The following is a 19,327-nucleotide window of genomic DNA, read 5'->3' on the forward strand; positions in this document are numbered from 1 at the left end:
AGATGTATGCGCCGTCGCCTGCCGTGACCGACGAGGAGACGGTCCATGCCGAGCCCGAGACGGCCACGGAGACCGGGCAGAACAATCTGACCCATCCCGGCCAGGCGACAAACATCGCCAAGATCGAACGCGCGGAAACTCGTGGAGATCGTATCGATGCTCCGGAGCAGTTCTCGACGCCGCTGCTCCAGGGGGACTTCGGCCCGGAACGGTTTGCGGACCGCGAGTCCTCATGGCTGGATTTCAACACCCGGGTGCTCGAACTCGCCGAGGACCCGTCCTTGTACCTGCTCGAGCGCCTGAATTTCCTGTCGATCGTGGCTTCCAACCTTGATGAGTTCTTCATGGTGCGGGTCGCCGGGCTCAAACGCAGGATTGCCACGGGTATCGCAGTCCCGTCGGCCTCCGGCCTGACCCCGGACGAGCAGATGGAGCTGATCAGCGAATCGGCTCACCGCCTGCAACAGCACCATGCCGAAGTCTTCCACGACCAAGTCCTGCCGGAACTGGAGAATGCCGGGTTGCACGTGGTCGGCTGGGACGACCTCGAGGCCCAGGCGCAGGAACGGCTTTCGGATCAGTTCCGGGAGAGGGTCTTCCCGATTCTGACCCCGCTGGCCGTGGACCCGGCCCACCCCTTCCCGTACATCTCCGGCCTGTCGCTGAACCTCGCGGTCATCGTCCGCAACCCCCAGACCGGCAAGGAATTGTTCGCCCGCATCAAGGTTCCGGACCAGCTGGATCGCATGATTTCGGTCGATGGTTCCCGCCGTGCGAATTCCCCGTCTCGGTCGGCACGGTTCATTCCCTTGGAAGCCATCATCGCCGAGCATCTGGACGAGCTCTTCCCGGGCATGGAGGTCGTGGAACACCACGTCTTCCGCGTGACGCGCAATGAGGATCTCGAGGTCGAAGAGGACGACGCCGAAAACCTCCTGCAGGCTCTGGAGAAGGAACTGCTGCGGCGTCGTTTCGGACCGCCCGTGCGACTCGAGGTCGAGGACACCATCAACTCGGCCATCCTCGACCTCCTGGTCTCCGAGTTGAGGGTCGACGGCGCCGAGGTCTACCAGTTGCCCGCACCCTTGGATCTGCGGGGCATGAGCGGCATCGTGAAGGTCAATCGACCGTCGTTGCACTATCCCAAGCACATCGCTCACACGAGTCGCTTCCTCAACGCCGCCGAGACCGCGAAGGCTGCCGACGTGTTCTCGGCGACGCGAGAGCACGATGTTCTTCTGCAGCATCCTTACGATTCCTTCGCCACGAGTGTCCAGGCCTTCTTGGAACAGGCCGCATCGGATCCCCAAGTCATGGCCATCAAGCAGACGTTGTATCGGACCTCGGGCGACTCCCCCATCGTCGATGCGCTCATCGAGGCGGCGGAGGCCGGCAAGCAGGTTCTGGCCGTCGTCGAGATCAAGGCGCGGTTCGATGAACAGGCGAATATCTCGTGGGCCCGCAAACTCGAGGAAGCCGGGGTCCACGTCGTCTACGGGATCGTGGGACTCAAGACGCACTGCAAGCTGTCCCTTGTTGTGCGCAAGGAATCGGACGGCCTGCGGCGCTACTGCCACATCGGCACCGGCAACTACCATCCTTCGACGGCCCGCTTCTACGAGGATTTGGGCCTGCTGACCTGCGACCCCCAGGTCGCAGAGGACGTGTCTCGCCTGTTCAACCAGCTCTCCGGGTACGCACCCAAGACGGCCTACAAGTCGTTGCTGGTCGCTCCGAGGTCGCTGCGCTCCGGGCTGATCGACCGTATCAACCGCGAGATCTCGCACAAGCGCGCCGGGCTGAACGCCAGGATCCAGATCAAGTGCAATTCCATGGTGGACGAAGCCATCATCGATTCCTTGTACCGAGCCTCGCAGGCCGGCGTCGAGGTCAACATCGTGGTCCGAGGCATTTGCGCACTCCGCCCCGGCGTTCCGGGACTTTCGGAAAACATCCGGGTCAGGTCGATCCTGGGCCGGTTCCTCGAGCACTCGCGGGTCTTCACCTTCGAGAACGGTGGCAAACCGGTCGCCTACATTGGGTCGGCCGACATGATGCACCGTAACCTGGATCGACGAGTCGAGGCCCTCGTGCGGATCAAGGACCCGGTGCATATCCGGTACCTTCTGGACATGATCGGGATGTACATGTCGGAAAAGACCGCCAACTGGCACCTGGAATCGGACGGGACCTGGACACGGTTCTCGCGCGCGGAGGACGGAACTCCCCTGCGTGATGTCCAGTCCAGGTTGTTGGAATCGCGCTCTCAACGAGGCATGTACCCGGGTCAGTGACCGGGGTCGTTGACCGATCTCGCCCACGAATCATCACAGTACTTCACCGAAGGATTCACACTCGATGTCAGACGATTCCAAGAACTCCCCGGCTGTGGTCGCCGCGGGCGCCGTATGCTGGCGCGAGTCGAGCTCGGGCCTCGAAGTCCTCGTCATCCACCGCCCCAAGTACGACGACTGGTCGTGGCCCAAGGGCAAGCAGGACGACGGCGAGTCCATCGCCGAGACGGCCGTGCGCGAGGTTCGTGAGGAAGTCGGTCTCAAGATTCTTCTCGGACCGCCCTTGGCGAAGACGAAGTACAAGGTCTCCCGCGGAAAGAAGGAAGTCCACTACTGGGCCTCCGAGATCTCCCCCGGGACCACTGCGAAAGAGGACGCCGGTGAGGTCGACCGGCTCGAGTGGGTCCGTCCCGACGTCGCCAGGGAGCGATTGACGAATTCCTCGGACCGGTTGCCCCTCGACCGCCTTCTGGAGTTGTACGAGGCCGGTGACCTGAGGACGCGACAGCTCATCGTGGTCCGGCATGCCAAGGCCAAGCCGCGTTCCACGTGGTCACGGGCCGAAAGCGACCGGCCTCTGGCCGCCACCGGCAAACGCCAGGCACACGCCGTCTGGAGGTTGCTCGACGCGTGGAAACCCGGCAAGATCATCTCGAGTCCCTGGTTGCGGTGCATGCAGACCGTCGCAGGCTACGCCAAGGCCAATGGTCTCGGCATCAAGGAAAAGAACCGCCTGACCGAGGCCGAACACAAGCGCAAACCGGCCAAGGCCGCGAAATTGATGGAATCGCTCTTCGAGTCGAATCACTCGACGGTTTTGTGCACGCACCGACCGGTGCTGCCCACCATCCTCAAGGTCATCGGCCATCACTTGCCGAAGGACCTGCGAAAATCTCTACCGACCAAGGACCCCTATCTGACACCGGGGCAGATGCTGGTACTGAACATCAGCCTCAAGCACCGTGACCGTGTCGTATCCCTGGAGAAGATTGATCCCTTTGACGACTAGCCCGCAGCTCGTACCGACTCCGTACGAAGACCTTCTGACAGACATCCTGGACCACGGCAACCACCGAGGAGACAGGACCGGAACCGGCACGACGTCGGTCTTCGGCCGCCAGATTCGCTACGATCTCTCGACGTCCTTCCCCCTTCTGACCACCAAGACGGTCCGTTTCAAAGCAGTGGCCGTGGAACTGCTGTGGTTCCTCCGGGGTTCGACCAACGTCCGCTGGCTTCAGGATCGCAACGTGCATATCTGGGACGAGTGGGCCGATCAGAACGGGGACCTCGGTCCGGTCTATGGCGCTCAGTGGCGGTCGTGGCCGGCCCCGAACGGGGAATCCATCGACCAGATCGGCAAGGTCATCGATTCCCTGCGCACGAACCCGTACTCCCGCCGCCACGTTGTCAGCGCGTGGAATCCTGCCGAAGTGGATGAGATGGCCCTTCCCCCGTGCCACGCGCTGTTCCAGTTCTACGTCGAGCCCGTGGAGAGCGGACCGGACCGGTTGTCCTGCCAGCTGTACCAGCGCTCGGCCGACATGTTCCTCGGCGTCCCGTTCAACATCGCCTCCTACGCACTGTTGACTCACTTGGTCGCCGACCAGGTCGGCATGGTTCCGGGAGACTTCGTGTGGACCGGCGGCGACTGCCACATCTACGACAACCACCGGGAACAAGTGGAATTACAACTTTCCCGGCAGCCGCGACCGTACCCCACTCTCGAGGTGGGCCACCGCAGCTCCATCGACCTCTACGATCTCGATGACCTCACCGTCCACGGTTACGATCCCCACCCGCCGATCAAGGCTCCCATCGCGGTATGACGTCAGCTCCCGCCGGCGCAACGCCGCCACGTCTTTCCGCCATCTGGGCGCAGGCCCGCGGCGGCGTCATCGGCCTCGGCGGCTCCATGCCCTGGTCCGTCCCCGCCGACCTCGCCTTCTTCAAAAGCACGACGTCGGGTTGTCCCGTCGTCATGGGCCGTAACACCTGGGAGTCCTTTCCAGAACGGTTCCGTCCGTTGCCGGGTCGGACCAACATCGTCGTGACCGGCTCGCTCCCCACGGCGGCCGACACGATCGACGGTTGCGCTCATCATGACGGCGCCATCTGGACCGACTCGATCACCAAAGCTCTCTCCGTGGCGAGTGAAGCGCCGAGAAGCGGACACGACCTGTGGATCATCGGTGGTTCGCGGGTCTACGAGCAGGTTCTGGGGCTCACTAACCTTCCGGGGGTGATCGGCGGCCGCCTGACCCGGGCCGTGGTGACGGAACTCGACGTCACGGTTCCCGGGGACCGTCGCGCGCCCGAACTCGATTCCGAATGGACCATGACCGAGCTCGGCTCCGGCGTCGAGGTACGAGGCCGTGCCGCCGATTCCGACGGCGTTCTGCATCCGGCACACATCGCCTACAGGTTCCTCGAATACACCCGGTAACGAGCCAGGCTCGACCGGACGTGACGATGCAGATTGACATGTGTCACGACCGGAGGCCCAAGTCCGCGGTCTGTCGGTACACTGAGCACCATGGCATTTCGGTCCGGAGATTCTGTAGGTTTTGTCGGTTGGCGCGGCATGGTGGGTTCCGTGCTCATGAAGCGCATGGAGGAAGAAAAGGACTTCCAGCAGATCGACCCGGTGTTCTTTTCGACATCGAACGCGGGCGGCGCCGCTCCGAGCTTCTCGGGCGTCTCGGACACCGGCACGCTCAAGGACGCCTACGACATCGATGAGCTGGCCAAGCTCCCGATCATCGTGACCACCCAGGGCGGTGACTACACGAAATCGGTCCATCCGCGCCTGCGCGAACGTGGCTGGGACGGGTTGTGGATCGATGCCGCGTCGACCCTGCGCATGAACGATGACTCCGTCATCGTTCTCGACCCCGTGAATCGCGACGTCATCGATCAGGGCCTGGAACGCGGTATCAAGGATTTCGTCGGTGGCAACTGCACGGTCTCCTGCCTTCTCATGGGCCTGGGAGGGCTCTTCCGGGAAGGTCTCGTCGAGTGGACCACGGCCATGACCTATCAGGCCGCATCCGGTGGCGGGGCCCGGCACATGCGCGAAGTCCTCAAGGGGTTCCGCGACATCTCGGCTTCCGTGGCCGCGGAACTCGACGACCCGGCCTCCGCGATCCTCGATATCGATCGCAAGGCCCTGGACATCCAGCGTTCGGGAGGGATGGACACGGAACAGTTCGGGGTGCCCCTCGCCGGTTCTCTCATCCCCTGGATCGATGCCGACCTGGGTAACGGGCAGTCCCGCGAAGAGTGGAAGGCCGACGCCGAAACCAACAAGATTCTGGGGCTCTCCGACGAGGAGAGGGTCGTCATGGACGGCTTGTGCGTTCGCATCGCCGCCATGCGGTCCCATTCACAGGCGCTGACCATCAAACTGACGGACGACCTGCCGGTCGAAGAGATCGAAAACATCATCGATCGGGACAATGAGTGGTCACGGGTCATCCCCAACACCAAGGAAGCCACGATGGACGCCTTGACCCCGGTCGCGGCGTCCGGGACCCTCTCCATCCCCGTCGGACGTATCCGCAAGCTTGCCATGGGGCCGGAGTACATCTCGGCCTTCACCGTCGGTGACCAGTTGCTGTGGGGCGCGGCCGAGCCCGTCCGCCGCATGCTCAACATCGCTACCGGGACCCTCTAGGAGACCACCGTGAAGGAACAGGCATCCAGGGCCGGCCAGGACGCGCCCAGGACCATCGATTGGACCGACGACGGTGCGGCTCGCGAGTTCTTCTCCGTGCGTCTCGACTCGGGGGTACCACCGTATGCCCAGCTGCGACGCCGCGTGGTCGAGGCCCGGCACACGGGAGAGTTGGAGTCGGGCACGCGTTTGCCTCCGGTGCGGAAACTTGCTGCGTCGCTCCATCTGGCCAACAACACGGTGGCCAAGGCGTACAAGGAGCTGGAGGCGGCGGGGGTCGTTGAGACGAAGGGCCGCGCCGGGAGCTTCGTCCGGGCGGGTTCCAGCGTGGAGGACAAGGCCCTGAAGCTGACCCACAAGTTCCTGGCGGAACTGAAGAACATCGGCCTCAATCAGAACGAGGCCGAAGCCCTGGTTCGTCGCGTCATCGACGAGGAGACTCCCCTGAGCTCCGAGCAGTGAACTCTCGTTCCTGACTGCAGATCGGCTGGCTGCGGCTTCACCCGCGCCTGGTCCTGTTCCCTAGACCCTCGGCATACGGCCGATGCGGCGCGCTCGACCCGCGGATCGCGGCATGACCAGACGTGGAGACGTCAGCGGGCGGTGAGGAGCGCAGTTGTGGCTGCGCCGGAACTGGGCTTCCAGGAGTTCTCTGTTCTGCTTCTTCGCGATGCGGTTCCGAGACCGTTGCTGCTGGGCTCGTTCACGACGCACCGAGCGCTCCGCGCGCCACGCCGAAAAACGATGCCAGACGCCCACCACCTGGGATTTTGCCCATTGGTTGAAACGGTGCACGATCGGGTACTCGGTGGCAAGAATGCCCAAACCCAGGAAGATCGCCAACCACCCCGGCCCCGGCGTCACGAGCATGACGACGCCGGCGAGAACAATCACGCCTCCGAGGAATGACACCAACACCTTGTGCATCAGGCGAAGCACCGGATGGCGTCCGGTGAAGGCCCGAAACCGTGTCAGCGCATGGTGCAGTCGGCCTTCGCGTTGGCCTTGTTCAATTTCTTTTTCGATTCCCACGGGCACCCCCTGCTCCTGAGTGGAATCCGATGTGCGGGACCATGAACCATGCCTCGGGGAGGAACGATCGTCAGGACCTGTACTTCTTCGACCAGCATACTGGCTTCCGTCCCAGGATCCGTCGATCTGTGACCAAACCCCTGGTTCAGACCCCAGCTTGGCCGATCCACCTGTGATTTTCCCGGGTCTCGGCGAACAGTTGACCAGGAAAGGTCACGAGGTGCTAGATCTCAGCACCCACGAGCACGGGCTCGGCTTCGAGCCGGACGCCGAAGGTCTCGACCACGCCGTCCCTGACGGCTCGGGCGATGGCCAGCACGTCCTCCGCGGTCGCCGCTCCCCTGTTGCTGATGGCCAGCGTGTGTTTCGTTGAGAGGGCCGCACGCCCACCGGCAATATGGGCCGACTCTCCCTCCAGGCCAAAGCCCTTGTCGAAACCCGCATGTTGAATGAGCCATGCGGCCGAAAGCTTTGTCTTGGATTCATCGACCCTGCCCGCGGGATCCAGGACGGGGTACCGTGGCGCGTCGTCGGGCACGGGAAGCTGTGTGTCCGCGGGAATGATCGGATTCGTGAAGAAAGAACCGGTGCTGAACGTGTCGCGGTCCGCCGGGTCCAGAACCATGCCTTTGCCGGCACGCAATTCCAGGACCGTCTCACGAACGGTGTGCGCCGCGGCGCGGTCCCCAACCTCGACGCCCAAGCGACGCGCGAGCTCGGCGTATCGAATCGGCTGAGAGTTCTGGGTTCTCTCCAGCACGAACTCGACGGCAAGAACCACGTACCGGGGCGATCCGTCATGGATCTCGCGCTTGAGCATCGACGTGCGGTACGCAAAGTCGAGGTCCTCCCCGGTGAATCGGCTGCGAGTTCCGGTTCGGCGGTCGTAGACGTGGGCCGCCCCGAAGTGCTGGGAGATCTCGGTCCCGTACGCACCGACGTTCTGTACCGGCGTCGCGCCCGTAATCCCCGGAATACCCGAGAGTGTCTCGAGACCGCTGAGTCCCTGGTCGAGGCTGCTGCGGACCAGATCGTCCCACGGTTCGCCGGCGGCGGCCCAGAGCCTGACCCGGCCGTTGTCTTCCGAGAGAATCTCGGTTCCGCGGGAGGCGACGTGCACGACCGTGCCATCGAATCCGCGGTCGGCGATGACGAGATTGGATCCGCCGCCGAGCACCAGCAACGGTCTGCCGCTCGCATCCGCTTCCCGGACGGCATCGATGATGTTCGCTTCGTCATCGGCACGCACATAGGATCCGGCGGGTCCGCCCACGCCGAGGGTCGTCAATTCGCTCAAAAGGGTTTCAGTCACGAGATCCAGTCTAACCAGCGCTCGACCCGCAACGGACAAGCAGGGACGTGAGGAAGTACGTCAGGACTCGTCCCCGTCCTCTTCCCCGTGCTGCTTTCTGGCGCGCAGGGCATCGTCCATGGGCATGGGCCTGTCGGCGGCGTCCTCCTCTGCCAGGTCCTCGCCCTCATTGACCCACCGCGCGGACTCGTCCTTGGGCTCGGGACGGTGGTGGCGCCGCTCAGCCGACGTGAGTTGGGGAACGAGGCACAGGGACACGACCACGAGCACGAGCACCACGGCGAGACCGTTCCGGACCCCTAGGGCCTCCCCCAGGACTCCGAGCAGGGGTGGCCCACCGAGGAACGCGCCGTAGCCGACGGTCGAGACCACCGAGACTCTGGCGGAGGCCCGGAAGGGATCGTCAGCGGCGGCGGACATGCCGACCGGGAATCCGAGGGCCGCGCCGGTCCCCCACACGAAGATCGCGACCATTCCGAGCCCGATCCATGGTGAGACGACGAAGGTTCCGAGGCCGATCACGGCCAGGATGCAAGCAACCCGCATGACCGCGACGCGACCGTACATGTTGAGCAACCCGGTGCCCAGGAGCCGTCCGGTGGTCATGGCAGCCACGAAGAGCCCGTACCCCACGGCGCCGACGGAAGCGCTCGCGCCGTACCCGTCAGTGAGGGCGAGGGCCACCCAGTCATTGGCGGAACCTTCCGCCAGGGCCATTCCGAGCACGAAAATGCCCAGGAGGACCGTCCTCGTTTCGGACCAGGCATGACGGATCGTGAAGGTGCCCTGCCCCTCGTCCGAAGTGACGATTGCCATGAGACCGGTGGTGCCGGGATGGATGTCCTCGCCCTCGTGCCGTGTGTTGCGCAGGGAAAGGACCACCACAATGATCGCCACAATGTAGACGCTCAGCATGTGCCAGAAGACCGAAACGCCCACCGCCGTCATCGCTGTCCCGACGATCGATCCGATGACCGTGCCGATCGAGAAGCACCCGTGCATCAGGGGCATACGCTGCTTCTTCAGAGCGCGCTCGACGGCCGCTCCCTGCACGTTCGCACCCACCGAATATGTGGCCTGGCCGAGGCCGAAGAGCCCCAGGCCGATTCCGGCCACGAGGACCGAGTGCAGGAAGGAGACCCCGACCGCGAGGCCGAGGCCGCCGACCATCATCAGGGCGAAGGTGAGCCACAGAGTCTTCTGCGCACCGAGCTTCATCACGACCATGCCGGAAGCGGAAACCGACAGAAATGCACCGACCGTCTGGGTCAGTAGGAGGAGACCCAGGGGCCCGGCAGACAGATTCAGTTCTTGGGCGATCGCGGGCACTCGCACGAGCCAGGCGGAGATGGAGAGACCGCTGACCAGGTAGATACCCAGGACGGAATAGAACCAGGACTTTGTGGTGATCTGGTGCGATGAGATAGGCGAGCTTCTTTCCCTCTGGAGTGCCTGCGAGTGGATGCCTCTGGACAATGGCTGGCCAGACAACGAACGTGCCGTCCCCGACGCCGGAGAAAAGGCCATTCAGCCACTCCCCGGTGTGGGGCCGGCACGTCGATGTGTCGGTACTCAATTCCAGACGAGCCCCCGGACGCCAGTCAAGATATCCGGACCATCTGGTCGAGTTCTACAGGCGAACGAGCGCCTGGGCCTTGACCAGGACTTTTTGCTCCTTGCCGTCTTCGTCGGGGGCCGAGACCGTGAGATCCACGCGCGCGGTGCCCTTCTCCTCGTCGACCGCGCCGATTTTTCCTTCGACCGTCACGGTGGTCCCACCGGATGCCGGGCTCGCATCCGCCGGCGCGTCCGGGACCGGGACGGGCTTGGTGAATCGGGTCTGGTAGTCCAGGATCCTCCCGGGGTCCCCCGCCCAGTCCGTCACGAGCTGGACGGCCGTGCCCATGGTGAACATACCGTGGGCGATGACTCCCGGCAGTCCGACAGCCCGAGCGAAACGCTCGTTCCAGTGGATCGGGTTGAAGTCACCGCTGGCTCCCGCGTAGGCAACCAGGTCGGCCCGGCTGACCTGAATCTCCCGGCGGCCGACGGACTGGCCTTTTTCGAGTGATGCTGTGTTCGGTGTCTGCATATTATTCCTCGCCTCGTACCAGCAGGGACGAAAGGGCCGTGGTCACGGGGTTTCCCTCCTGATCCACGATTTCTTCTCGGGTGGTGACCATCGCCCCACCACCCATCACTCGCACGGAATCGACGTGCACGGTCGCCGAGAGCTCGTCACCGGCCACAATGGGCCGGTGGTGCGTGAAACGCTGGTCGGCGTGTACCACGCGCGAAAAATCGATCCCGGCCGTCGGATCCTGGATCAGCTCGGCGTCGGCGGCTTGGCTCACGATGATGGCGAAGGTCGGTGGAGCGACCACGTCGGCATATCCCAGTTCGCGAGCCGCGGCGACGTCGTGATGTGCCGCGGACTGGGCCTTGACGGCTCGGGCGAATTCGCGGATCTTTTCTCGGGACACCGAGTAGACCGGGGCGTTGGAATAGACGCGCCCCTGGAGGTCCTCGGCGATGCCCTTCGTGTCGGACATGCTGCTCCTCGTGTTCTTTCGTTCTTGGCGTGATGCACCACGTGTGGGCCGAACCTGCATGTGGTCCGGCCTGGTGCATGAGTCTTCCGCCAACACTTTACCGCCCGGCTTGTAGCCCGCTCTCGGGGCTGCCGTGCTTCCTCGCGGACCGCCCGAACACAGAAGAACCCCGTCCCTGCGCGGCTGGGCGCCTCGCGGAACGGGGTTCGTTGTTGGTAGCGGTGGACGGGCTCGATCCGTCGACCTCACGATTATGAGTCGTGCGCTCTAACCAGCTGAGCTACACCGCCAGGCATGAAAGCGCCCGCGCCGAGCATGAGCTCGACGCAGGCCCTCAACATGAGAGCCCCGACCGGGAATCGATCCCGGGACCTCCATCTTACCAAGATGGCGCTCTACCACTGAGCTATCGGGGCAACGACATAAAACTATACAGACGAGCGGATACTCCGACAAATCCGTACAGGGTGCCGTTACTCACAAGGAAGTCTAGAACTTCCGGAAGCCGCCTTTGCGCGGGCCACGGTCGCCGCGGTAGCCGCCACGGTCGTCGCGACCGCCACGATCCCCACGGTTGCCGCCGCGGTATCCGCCCGAACGATTTCCGCCACGCTGACCGCCACCACGGTTGCCGCCACGGTCGGGCTGAATGTCCAACGGATTGCCGTTGATGCGGATATCGCTCAGATCGCCGAGATTCACATCCTTCGGGAGGTCGACCAGGGAGAAACCGCCCCGGATATCGATGTTCCCGACCTGCGACCCGTCGAGACCGCCCTCATTCGTGAGGGCGCCGACGATGGATCCCGGGGACACGCGCTGTTCGTGACCGACCTGAATCTTGTACGTGGTCAGGCCTTCATCGCTGCGCTTCCGACCGGGCTTCTCGGGACGGCCCCCGCGGTCTTCCCGTCCACGCGGGACCGCCTTGGTCGGCAGCTCCTCGACGAGGAAGGAACGCCCGTTCTGGGCGATGGCGGCGATCGCGGCCGCGATGTCCTGTGCAGGAACGTCGTGCTCGCTCTCGTACTTCTCGACCAGCTCCTTGAATACCGTCAGATCCTCCGACTCGATCGTGTCGGTGATCTGCTGGGCGAAGCGCTGGAGACGCGTCGCATTGACATCGTCCGCGCTCGGCATGTGCATGAGCGTGACCTTCTGGCGCGTGGCCTTCTCGATCTGGCGCAACAGGTGCTTCTCCCGCGGCGTCATGAACAGAATGGCCTCGCCCTCGCGGCCGGCACGGCCCGTACGGCCGATCCGGTGGACGTAGGACTCGGTGTCGTGCGGGATATCGAAGTTGACCACAAGGCTGATGCGCTCGACGTCGAGCCCTCGGGCAGCGACGTCGGTCGCCACGAGGATGTCCACACGGCCGTCCCGGAGGGACTGAACGGTGCGCTCACGGATGTTCTGGGGAATGTCGCCGTTGATGGCCGCGGCCTGGAAGCCCCGAGCGCGGAGCTTCTCGGCGACTTCTTCGGTCTCCTTCTTGGTCCGCACGAAGGCGATGACGCCGTCGTACTCCTCGACCTCGAGGACGCGAGTCATGGCGTCCAGCTTGTGGGAGTGCATGACCTGCATGTAGCGCTGGCGGATGTTGGCGGCCGTCGTCGTCTTGGACTCGACGCGAACCTCGACCGGATCGTGAAGGTACTGTTCCGCGAGCTTGCGGATCGTCTTGGGCATGGTCGCCGAGAACAGGGCGACCTGCTTTTCCTGGGGCGTCTTGGCCAGGATCTGCTCGACGTCCTCGGCAAAGCCCATCCGAAGCATCTCGTCGGCCTCGTCGAGAACGAGGTGCTTGATGTTGGACAGGTCCAGCGAGCCGCGCTTGAGGTGGTCGATCACGCGGCCCGGAGTGCCGACGACCACCTGCGCGCCGCGACGGAGCCCAGCCAGCTGCGGGCCGTAGGGTGAACCGCCGTAGACCGGCAGAACGGTGAAGTCGGGCATCTCGCTCGCGTAGGACGAGAAGGCTTCGCCCACCTGGAGAGCCAGCTCGCGGGTCGGGGCCAGGACGAGCACCTGGGTGTCGCGGTTGGCTCCGTGGACATCGAAGAGCTCCGCGAGATGAGACAGGGCCGGCACCGCAAAGGCAGCGGTCTTGCCGGTGCCGGTCTGCGCGAGACCGACGACGTCGCGCCCTTCGAGCAGCAACGGGATGGTCTCGGCCTGGATCGGTGAGGGCTTCTCGTATCCGACTTTCTCGAGAGCGCCCAGAACGCGGCCGTCGAGACCGAGATCGGTGAAGCGAACGGTGTTGTCCTCGGGCTCGGCGGCGTCGGCCGCAGCAGCGGAAGCATTTTCGGGCAGGGTCTGGTTGGGTTGAGTCACCAATTAGTCCTTATGGAGTTGGGGTTTCACGCACCGTCCCTCATGGGCGGCGGCCGGTTCTGTCCCCTTGAATCTGCCCGCAAACACTCCCTGAGGCTTCAGGAAATGGTGTTTCTTCTCTGGGCGCACCTCTGCCGATCTCAAGGATGGGTTGTCTCGGGTGGGCACGGCGGCGAGCTAATACACGTCATGCAACGGCCGGGTCCCTCAAAAGATTCGGGACTGACTCGGCACAAAACGGGGAATCCCGGTAGTATTTGCCAGCTTACCGCATCGACGGGGCTTTTCCGCTCCATGGTGACGCATCGCTCACCTCCCCCTCACCAGGACGACGACGCCGTGATCGTCCTGGACAGCCACGTACCGACCGCCGTAAATCGACCCCGCGGTCGCCTCGAGTTCTTCGGCGCCTGCCCCATCCCACGTCCCGGTGGTTCGGTCGAGCACCAGGTACTCGGGAGCCGGGTCCGAATGGTTCCCGATCCACCGGACGTCGTGGTCAGGAACCAAGTAAGTCAGCACCGAGAGGTCGCTCGCGACGCTCGCGTCCTGGGGGACCCTGCGGAGGGCCTCATGTTTGGCCGCGATGCTTCCCGGTGACCGCGACTGATCGGGTGAAAGCACCGGGCTCGCGGTCGACCCAGCGACCAGGAACACGGCGATCCCGGCCGAGAGAACGGGTCCTGCCGCGGTCATGCGTTCCACAGCCCTCGCGAATCCTGTCGCCCGGACCGGTCGGACGCGCAGCGCCGCGTCAAACAGCGCCGCGAAAACCACCGGCATCAGCACGAGGTTGTAGTGCCAGGTCGGTTCCCAGTACCCGGGGTTGTCGGACAGGAATCGCCACACCAGAGTCGGGACGCCGACCCACACCACCGGCGATCTGAGGAATACCAGGGCACCGGTCACGGCCAGCAGCAGAAGGGTCTGAGATTTGGCCCAGGGAAAGAACATCAGCCCCAGGGCCTGCAACGGGTCGGCGAGCGCGCCCCACACGTCGACCGATCCGCCGTAGTCGAAGTGGCCGCGGGGGTTCAGGGCCGGAAGGATCAGGAAGACGGCGACTGCACTCCAGGAGAGTCCCCAGACGATGAGCCCGACTCCCTGGAGACCAAGAGGCGAACCGATAACCCTGCGGCAGGCCACCCGGCCTGACCGTATCCCCAGACCACCGTTGCGGGCATGACGGGAGAGGACCAGCACCCCCACCATCGCGGCGGTGACACCCATGTCTTCCTTGACGAAGACCAGCGGCGCAGCCCACAAGACAGCGGCACGCAACCGTCCGGTGGCGACAGAGCACAAGCTCAGGGCCATGAGCGGCACGGCGAAGGCGACCTCGTGGAATTGCACACGAATCGCCTCCAGGACCCCGAAGCTCGCGGCGAATCCCAGAGCCAGGCACGCCCCGCGCACCGCGCCGAGGTACCGGGTCCCGCACCACGCGAAGACGCCGACGGCGAGTGCCAGCAAGAGGTCCTGAACGATCATCAGGGTCAGTCCCGAAGGCCAGAGGGCGTAGAGCGGTGCCAGCAGCACCAGGATGGGATGGAAGTGGTCGCCCAGAAGGTTGAATCCGTAGCCCTTGATATTGGCCACGGGCGGGGCGAATCCGGCGTACTGCTTGAGAGCTTGGGTGAAGATTGCCAAGTCCCACGACGGGGTCTCCATGAGCTGCCACTGCACGATCGAGATCGACGTGTAGACGGCCGCCGCCGCAAGGCCCAGCACGCACGCCACCACTCGTGGAGTTCGGCGGGAGAGGTACGACCGCGCTGGAGTAGTGGGCGCGTTCCGCCCGTCAGTGGTTCGTGTCGCTGAAGTATCGCTCATTGGGGGTGCCTGCGGATTGTCGTCGGGGCGTGGTTGCGGCGACATCGTGATGTGTCGGTTCGTCGGACAAGGTATTGCTCGGGCGGAGTACTGCCCGGACCCTATCTGCTCGTGCGATGATGGAGCGCATGTCCACCGTATACTGCGCCGAACGCCGCCTGACGTCCGAGGCACCGGTGGACCTGGCACGCAGCATGGCGGTTCTTCGTCGTGGTTCCCACGATCCGACGATTTCCGTGCAGACCTCGCCCCACCGGACCCGAGTCTTTCTGACGGCGCGCGTGCCGGAACACGAAGGGTACGGGGTTGCTGCGGTTCTCGATCAGTCGGCCACGTCCGGTCTTCTCGCGGGAGCACCGATCGACGTCGTGGCCTGGGGCAAGGATCGGGACGAAGTCGACGCTTTCTCTGCGTCGGCCGGCCGTCTCGTCGGTCTCCACGACGACTGGTCCGTTTTCGCGTCCTCCCCCGAATTCGCTCTGCTCCCGCACCATGCCAGGGCGGCGTACCGGTTGCACCCCGGGCTGAGGCTGTGCTCTACGGGTTGGATATTCAAGCAGACGGTCACGGCCGTTTTCGAGCAACGGGTCACCGGCAGCGAAGCCATCGGCGCCTGGCAACGGATGGTCCGCCGGATCGGATCCGATCCGGCGCCTGCCCCGCAAGGGGTACCGCGCCCGCCTGAAGGCATGGTGGCGTTCCCAACGCCACGGGCGTGGCTGTCCGTCCCCTCCTGGGAGTGGCGTCGTGCAGGCGTGGACTCGCATCGAGTACGCACCGTTCGTTCCCTTGCGGAACGGGCCCCGTCGTTACTGCGGTTCGCAGAGTCCGCCGGGGCGGGCGACGTCGCTCGCCAGCTCTCCGCCACTCCAGGGATCGGAGCGTGGACCATCGCCGAAGCGATGCAGCGGTCGCATGGGCTCCCCGACGCGATCAGTGTCGGCGACTACCACCTGGCCCACGGGGTCTGTTACGCCCTGGAGGGGCGCCGAGGCGACGACACCCGCATGCTCGAATTGCTCAGACCCTGGGCAGGAAACCGGCAGCGCGTGGTCCGCCTGCTGGGTCTGTCCACGGTTAAAGAACCCCGGCGAGGACCAAGGGTCGCCCCTCAGCCGCTCGCCGGGTAATGAAAAGTCTCTGACCGGAGCCTATCGCCCCGGCAATATCAGGCCTGGCCGGGGTCGGTCTCCTGCTGGCCCTGCTGTTCAGCGGCTTCCTGCTCGGCCTCGGCCATCTGGCGGCGCACGTCGTCCATGTCGAGGCCCTGAACGGCCTCAATCACCTGTTCCAGCTGCGACCCGTTGAGGGCGCCAGGCTGGGCGAAGACGAGCGTCTGCTCACGGAAGGCCATCAGCGTCGGGATCGAGGTGATCCCCGCGGCGGCCGCGAGCTGTTGCTGGTCCTCGGTGTCCACCTTCCCGAAGACGACGTCCTCGTACTTTTCCGAGGCGGATTCGAAGACCGGAGCAAACTGCTTGCACGGTCCACACCATTCGGCCCAGAAATCCACCAGGACGATGTCGTTCTTCGCGATCGTGTCGTTGAGGTTGTCTTGCGTCAATTCAATAGTCGGCATGGCCCCGACAATACATTTCGAGATTCCACCAGCCCAGGACGTTCACCCACGGCTCACCCTTCGGGAATTTTCCTCCGGCGCCGGATCGCGCCGCCGGAATCCTCGGTACGTTTCGCAGCGAGAACCTGTGATCGTGTGGCGGATCGAGGACGCGTGTCCGGCCGACATTGCCTTAAAACAAACAAACCGCGAACCCTTGGGAGAGTTCGCGGTTTGTGCTGCGGTGGCAGATGAGGGATTCGAACCCCCGTAGGCAGTGCCAGCTGATTTACAGTCAGCCCCCTTTGGCCGCTCGGGTAATCTGCCGAGTGTTCCACCGAACCATTTCGGCCCGGAAGAATCCGTGCCCCCCGGCAACGGGAGCGGATTCAACAGTACCCAAAGACTCACGGGATGCACAAACCGAGGGCAGGGCCAGATCCCCATTGTGATCAAAGGCACCCACCGTGGCGCGGCCGCCCAGGCGGGGCCTAGGAGCTGGTGCTCGAACCCTGCTCTTCCAGGAGCCGGGCCTCCATGCGGTCGAGGAATTTCTCGAGCTGCTCCTGCGTGATTTCACCGCGAGACAGAGACGCTTCCAAGTCTTCACGGACTCCGTCCAGCCGCCGGACCAGGTCCGGCTCAACCAGTCGGCCACGTGGCGTCGCTCTCAAGGACTGAGGCTCGCTGGAGGACCAGGCCCGGCGGCTGTGCGAGATGACGACCGACCGTTCCGAGACGACGCGGTGCGTGGCCGCATCCGCGGCGAGTCTTTTTCTCGCACCGGCCAACGAGCCGCGAGGACTCCCATTGAATCTCGATGAGGTGTTCATGCTTCAAGTGTGGGATGCGGACCTGTGAGGACCACAGGAATCGGGTGACGATTCGATAACGATTCGTGCCACGTTGTCTCATAGTGCGGCACGAGCCGAGACTCGGCCACTCCATGGAACGACGGGGTACCGGGGCCACCGACGTGCCATAAACTGGGGACCGATTTCACGTTCCTCAATGACAAGGAGTCCACCATGGCCAGCGAGTCCACGTTCGACGTCGTCAGCAAGGTCGACAAGCAAGAAGTGTCCAACGCCCTCAACCAGGCCGCCAAGGAGATCTCGCAACGCTACGACTTCCGAGGAGTGGGAGCTTCCATCGACTTCTCGGGCGAGAAGATCCTGGTCAAGGCCAACTCGGAAGAGCGGGCCAAGGCGGCCTTGGACGTTTTCGAGTCCAAGCTCGTCAAACGAGGCATCTCCCTCAAGTCCTTGGACGCCGGAGAGCCGTTCGCCTCCGGCAAGGAGTACAGGATCGAGTCCTCCATCAAGGAGGGCATCGCTCAGGAGCAGGCCAAGAAGATCACCAAGCTGATTCGTGACGAGGGCCCGAAGGGCGTCAAGGCAACCATCCAGGGCGATGAATTGCGCGTCTCGTCAAAGTCCAGGGACGACCTCCAGGACGTCATCACCCTGCTCAAGGGATCCGATCTGGACGTCGACCTGCAGTTCGTCAACTACCGCTGACTTCGCCCCATCCTCGCGACGGTCCCAGAGAAACTGTCAGCCGAATGAACGAGACCCCGTGTTCCGCAGAACACGGGGTCTCGTTCATTCGGCCGATCAATCGACCTGGTTGCCGATGGCGTCAGTTGTATCGGGGCGAATTGCCGCCGTAGCCGGCCATATTCTCCAAGCGGGCGATCCTCTTGTCCATCGGCGGATGCGTGGAGAACAGATTTTGCATCTGGGCCATGCGGAACGGGTTGGCGATCATCATGTGGGCCGTGTTGACGGTCCGCTGATTCTCGGGATCCATGGGAGCCTGCTGAGTCCCCTGCTGCAGCTTGCGGAGAGCCGACGCCAGCGCCAACGGATCGTCGGTCAGGCGGGCTCCGTCCTCATCGGCGTCGTATTCCCGCGTGCGGCTCACGGCCAGCTGAATCACCGTCGCGGCCAACGGCGCGAGCAACGCCATCAGGATCGCGGCAATGGGGTTGCCACCACGTTCCCTGCCCCCGAGCGCACCGCCGAAGAACACCATGATCTGCGCGACCGAGGTGATGACGCCCGCGATCGCGGAAGAGATCGACGAGGTGAGGATGTCCCGGTTGTATACGTGCATCAGTTCGTGCCCAAGGACTCCTCGCAGTTCCCTTTCATTGAGCAGCTGAAGAATACCCTCGGTACAGCAGACGGCCGCATGCTGCGGATTTCGCCCCGTGGCGAAGGCGTTGGGCGACATGGTCGGGGCGATGAAGAGACGCGGCATGGGCTGGTTGGCCTTGGACGAGAGCTCCTCGACGATCCGGTACATACCGGGTGCCTCGTCCCGGGACACCGGCCGGGCCTGCATCGAAGCGATGGCGATCTTGTCGCTGTTCCAATAGCTGACGGCCGTTGCGATGAGCCCGCCGATCGCGAAGAGCCAGATGAAGATGCTGCGGCCGCTGCCCGCAGACAGAACGGCCCCGACCGCGAGCAGAATGCCGAACATCCCGCCCATGAGCAGGACCGTCTTCAGTCCGTTGAAATGATTGTGCATTGTTCCGCGCATCTCCTTGCGTGGCCGTGGGTTCTGGCGCGCTGAGTCCCGGGCAACGATCGCCGCTCGGGACTCGAGATGGTTCAACTGTAAAGCACTTCTCGCCCCGAAACGACCGCGCCCTGGGGCGCCGGCCGTACTATTCTGACAACCGCCGCTTGACCAGGCCTGACGTAGCCCTGGGAGTTTCCACAG

Annotated in this window: 18 protein-coding genes and 3 tRNA genes; 8 read left to right on the top strand and 13 right to left on the bottom strand. The window is 64.2% G+C overall.

The window, feature by feature from the left end; translation table 11 throughout:
- Positions 1-2 precede the first annotated feature (2 nt).
- The 6 genes from AB0Y14_RS04605 to AB0Y14_RS04630 all read left to right on the top strand — a co-directional run bounded on the left by AB0Y14_RS04605 (position 3) and on the right by AB0Y14_RS04630 (position 6,432).
- Positions 3-2,294 (top strand): RNA degradosome polyphosphate kinase, encoded by a 2,292-nt coding sequence (locus AB0Y14_RS04605; RefSeq protein WP_436588826.1) that lies wholly within the window; start codon positions 3-5, stop codon positions 2,292-2,294.
- 64 nt (positions 2,295-2,358) lie between these two features.
- The gene (locus AB0Y14_RS04610; protein ID WP_436588034.1) at positions 2,359-3,303 is read left to right on the top strand and encodes an NUDIX hydrolase; all 945 of its coding nucleotides are present in this window, start codon (positions 2,359-2,361) and stop codon (positions 3,301-3,303) included.
- Entirely contained in the window at positions 3,293-4,123 is an 831-nt protein-coding gene (locus AB0Y14_RS04615) for a thymidylate synthase (protein ID WP_436588035.1), read from the top strand. The genes AB0Y14_RS04610 and AB0Y14_RS04615 overlap by 11 nt, the downstream gene beginning before the upstream one ends.
- Complete coding sequence (locus AB0Y14_RS04620; RefSeq protein WP_436588036.1) at positions 4,120-4,740, top strand: dihydrofolate reductase; 621 nt, start codon at positions 4,120-4,122, stop codon at positions 4,738-4,740. The genes AB0Y14_RS04615 and AB0Y14_RS04620 overlap by 4 nt, the downstream gene beginning before the upstream one ends.
- Before the next feature lie 90 nt (positions 4,741-4,830).
- A complete protein-coding gene (asd, locus tag AB0Y14_RS04625) occupies positions 4,831-5,970 on the top strand; it encodes an aspartate-semialdehyde dehydrogenase (RefSeq protein ID WP_436588037.1) in 1,140 nt (379 codons plus the stop codon).
- Between the two features lie 9 nt (positions 5,971-5,979).
- Entirely contained in the window at positions 5,980-6,432 is a 453-nt protein-coding gene (locus AB0Y14_RS04630; RefSeq protein ID WP_436588038.1) for a GntR family transcriptional regulator, read from the top strand.
- Between the two features lie 60 nt (positions 6,433-6,492).
- On the opposite strand, the gene AB0Y14_RS04635 is transcribed toward AB0Y14_RS04630, so the two are convergent.
- The 9 genes from AB0Y14_RS04635 to AB0Y14_RS04675 all read right to left on the bottom strand — a co-directional run bounded on the left by AB0Y14_RS04635 (position 6,493) and on the right by AB0Y14_RS04675 (position 14,934).
- Positions 6,493-7,002: a PGPGW domain-containing protein gene (locus tag AB0Y14_RS04635; RefSeq protein WP_436588039.1), complete on the bottom strand. Its 510-nt coding sequence runs from the start codon at positions 7,000-7,002 to the stop codon at positions 6,493-6,495.
- 223 nt (positions 7,003-7,225) lie between these two features.
- Positions 7,226-8,323, bottom strand: a complete 1,098-nt coding sequence (locus AB0Y14_RS04640) for a UDP-N-acetylmuramate dehydrogenase (RefSeq protein WP_436588827.1) — start codon at positions 8,321-8,323, stop codon at positions 7,226-7,228.
- A 51-nt stretch (positions 8,324-8,374) separates the two neighbouring features.
- Entirely contained in the window at positions 8,375-9,841 is a 1,467-nt protein-coding gene (locus tag AB0Y14_RS04645; protein WP_436588040.1) for an MFS transporter, read from the bottom strand.
- 103 nt (positions 9,842-9,944) lie between these two features.
- On the bottom strand, positions 9,945-10,406 hold the full coding sequence (locus tag AB0Y14_RS04650) for a MaoC family dehydratase (RefSeq protein WP_436588041.1): 462 nt from the start codon (positions 10,404-10,406) through the stop codon (positions 9,945-9,947).
- 1 nt (position 10,407) lies between these two features.
- The gene (locus tag AB0Y14_RS04655) at positions 10,408-10,866 is read right to left on the bottom strand and encodes an FAS1-like dehydratase domain-containing protein (protein ID WP_436588042.1); all 459 of its coding nucleotides are present in this window, start codon (positions 10,864-10,866) and stop codon (positions 10,408-10,410) included.
- A gap of 213 nt (positions 10,867-11,079) precedes the next feature.
- Positions 11,080-11,156, bottom strand: a tRNA-Met gene (locus tag AB0Y14_RS04660).
- 54 nt (positions 11,157-11,210) lie between these two features.
- Positions 11,211-11,282: transfer RNA gene (locus AB0Y14_RS04665), tRNA-Thr, on the bottom strand.
- A gap of 73 nt (positions 11,283-11,355) precedes the next feature.
- Positions 11,356-13,203, bottom strand: a complete 1,848-nt coding sequence (locus AB0Y14_RS04670; RefSeq protein ID WP_436588043.1) for a DEAD/DEAH box helicase — start codon at positions 13,201-13,203, stop codon at positions 11,356-11,358.
- 309 nt (positions 13,204-13,512) lie between these two features.
- A complete protein-coding gene (locus AB0Y14_RS04675; protein ID WP_436588044.1) occupies positions 13,513-14,934 on the bottom strand; it encodes a DUF2079 domain-containing protein in 1,422 nt (473 codons plus the stop codon).
- A gap of 230 nt (positions 14,935-15,164) precedes the next feature.
- Between AB0Y14_RS04675 and AB0Y14_RS04680 the strand changes: the two genes are divergently transcribed.
- Positions 15,165-16,166 (top strand): DNA-3-methyladenine glycosylase family protein, encoded by a 1,002-nt coding sequence (locus tag AB0Y14_RS04680; protein ID WP_436588045.1) that lies wholly within the window; start codon positions 15,165-15,167, stop codon positions 16,164-16,166.
- Between the two features lie 38 nt (positions 16,167-16,204).
- On the opposite strand, the gene trxA is transcribed toward AB0Y14_RS04680, so the two are convergent.
- The 3 genes from trxA to AB0Y14_RS04695 all read right to left on the bottom strand — a co-directional run bounded on the left by trxA (position 16,205) and on the right by AB0Y14_RS04695 (position 17,427).
- On the bottom strand, positions 16,205-16,615 hold the full coding sequence (gene trxA / locus AB0Y14_RS04685; protein WP_436588046.1) for a thioredoxin: 411 nt from the start codon (positions 16,613-16,615) through the stop codon (positions 16,205-16,207).
- 224 nt (positions 16,616-16,839) lie between these two features.
- Positions 16,840-16,921 (bottom strand) — tRNA-Tyr (locus AB0Y14_RS04690).
- 164 nt (positions 16,922-17,085) lie between these two features.
- Positions 17,086-17,427 carry a hypothetical protein gene (locus AB0Y14_RS04695; protein WP_436588047.1) on the bottom strand — a complete coding sequence of 114 codons (342 nt, stop codon included), beginning with the start codon at positions 17,425-17,427 and terminating at the stop codon, positions 17,086-17,088.
- A 195-nt stretch (positions 17,428-17,622) separates the two neighbouring features.
- On the opposite strand from AB0Y14_RS04695, the gene AB0Y14_RS04700 reads away from it, so the two are divergent.
- On the top strand, positions 17,623-18,114 hold the full coding sequence (locus tag AB0Y14_RS04700; protein ID WP_436588048.1) for a YajQ family cyclic di-GMP-binding protein: 492 nt from the start codon (positions 17,623-17,625) through the stop codon (positions 18,112-18,114).
- A 121-nt stretch (positions 18,115-18,235) separates the two neighbouring features.
- Here AB0Y14_RS04700 and htpX read toward each other — a convergent pair whose 3' ends face one another.
- Complete coding sequence (htpX, locus tag AB0Y14_RS04705; RefSeq protein WP_436588049.1) at positions 18,236-19,132, bottom strand: zinc metalloprotease HtpX; 897 nt, start codon at positions 19,130-19,132, stop codon at positions 18,236-18,238.
- Positions 19,133-19,327 lie beyond the last annotated feature (195 nt).

Source organism: Rothia sp. HC945 (assembly GCF_051370785.1).
Taxonomy (GTDB): domain Bacteria; phylum Actinomycetota; class Actinomycetes; order Actinomycetales; family Micrococcaceae; genus Rothia.

Bases quoted from the DNA above. Each gene is read 5' to 3' on its own strand.
- asd (WP_436588037.1), top strand. From the start codon at position 4,831: ATGGCATTTCGGTCCGGAGATTCTGTAGGTTTTGTCGGTTGGCGCGGC.
- AB0Y14_RS04610 (WP_436588034.1), top strand. From the start codon at position 2,359: ATGTCAGACGATTCCAAGAACTCCCCGGCTGTGGTCGCCGCGGGCGCC.
- AB0Y14_RS04680 (WP_436588045.1), top strand. From the start codon at position 15,165: ATGTCCACCGTATACTGCGCCGAACGCCGCCTGACGTCCGAGGCACCG.
- AB0Y14_RS04695 (WP_436588047.1), bottom strand. From the start codon at position 17,427: ATGAACACCTCATCGAGATTCAATGGGAGTCCTCGCGGCTCGTTGGCC.
- AB0Y14_RS04700 (WP_436588048.1), top strand. From the start codon at position 17,623: ATGGCCAGCGAGTCCACGTTCGACGTCGTCAGCAAGGTCGACAAGCAA.
- AB0Y14_RS04605 (WP_436588826.1), top strand. From the start codon at position 3: ATGTATGCGCCGTCGCCTGCCGTGACCGACGAGGAGACGGTCCATGCC.
- AB0Y14_RS04650 (WP_436588041.1), bottom strand. From the start codon at position 10,406: ATGCAGACACCGAACACAGCATCACTCGAAAAAGGCCAGTCCGTCGGC.
- AB0Y14_RS04655 (WP_436588042.1), bottom strand. From the start codon at position 10,866: ATGTCCGACACGAAGGGCATCGCCGAGGACCTCCAGGGGCGCGTCTAT.
- trxA (WP_436588046.1), bottom strand. From the start codon at position 16,615: ATGCCGACTATTGAATTGACGCAAGACAACCTCAACGACACGATCGCG.
- htpX (WP_436588049.1), bottom strand. From the start codon at position 19,132: ATGCACAATCATTTCAACGGACTGAAGACGGTCCTGCTCATGGGCGGG.
- AB0Y14_RS04620 (WP_436588036.1), top strand. From the start codon at position 4,120: ATGACGTCAGCTCCCGCCGGCGCAACGCCGCCACGTCTTTCCGCCATC.
- AB0Y14_RS04645 (WP_436588040.1), bottom strand. From the start codon at position 9,841: ATGGCCTTTTCTCCGGCGTCGGGGACGGCACGTTCGTTGTCTGGCCAG.